At 63.3% G+C, this 311-nt stretch carries 1 pseudogene; it reads left to right on the forward strand.

What is annotated here, in order from left to right:
- Positions 1-311 (forward strand): annotated as a pseudogene (locus tag ACODSP_RS28275) (Mu transposase domain-containing protein); the annotation flags it as partial.

Below are 311 nucleotides of genomic sequence, written 5' to 3' on the forward strand. Positions count from 1 at the left end.
CGGGCTGGGAGAAAGGGCAGGTCGAGAAAAATGTGCAGGATGCACGGCCACGGCTATGGCAGCCGATGCCGGATTTCCCAACCTGGCTGCGCTGAACGCCTGGCTCGAACAACGCTGCCTGGCGCTGTGGCGGGAGATTCCGCATGGTCGTCTCGTCGGGACCATTGCCGATATTTTGACGGAGGAACGGTCAGCGCTGATGCCGGTGCCGCTCCCGTTTGACGGGTTCGTTGAGCAGAGCAAGCGCGTCTCACCGACCTGCCTGATCAGCTTCGAGCGCAACCGCTACAGCGTGCCGGCCTCGTTCGCGA

Source organism: Niveispirillum sp. FG156 (genome assembly GCF_057809555.1).